Below are 538 nucleotides of genomic sequence, written 5' to 3'. Positions count from 1 at the left end.
TCCGCGACGGCCTCGGGCTTGCTCTTGGGCTCGCTCATTGCGGCGCTGCTGACTGGAGTCCTTGATGATGCCGCCCTGGATTCCTGGGGTTGGCGTGTGCCATTCCTGATTGCGCTGCCTTTGGGTCTATACGGCCTGTGGATTCGCCGCAACACGGAGGAGTCCTCTCACTTTGAGGACCAGGATGAGCCAGAGGAGTCTCCGCTGCGCGAGGTTCTGAAGTACCCCAAGGCCCTGGCCATTGCCTTTGCGGGCGCGGTGCTCAACGCCATTGGCTTCTACGTCATTTTGACCTACCTGCCCACCTACCTTTCGGAGGAGCTGGGCATGGCCGCGACGCCGGCGTTTATCGCGTCCTCGGTGGCGTCCGCATTCTATGTGGGCTTTGCCCTGCTCACCGGCATGCTTTCGGATCGTCTTGGTCGCCGCACGACGATGCTGTGCGCGGCCGCGTTTATGGGCGTGACCATCATTCCGGCCTTCATGCTTCTCGACGGCGCCGGGCTCCTCCTCGTCATTATCATTCAGGTCTGCTTGG

Annotated in this window: 1 protein-coding gene; it reads left to right on the top strand. The window is 61.9% G+C overall.

Annotated features, from left to right (window positions below; genetic code table 11):
• The coding region (locus F4V54_RS11295) for an MFS transporter (protein ID WP_150387193.1) at window positions 1-538 on the top strand (538 nt) is incomplete at both ends.

The organism is Corynebacterium tuscaniense (genome assembly GCF_008693065.1).
GTDB classification, from domain to species: Bacteria; Actinomycetota; Actinomycetes; order Mycobacteriales; family Mycobacteriaceae; genus Corynebacterium; species Corynebacterium tuscaniense.
Note: the sequence above shows the minus strand (reverse complement) of the source record. Positions and strands in the feature narration are given on the sequence as shown.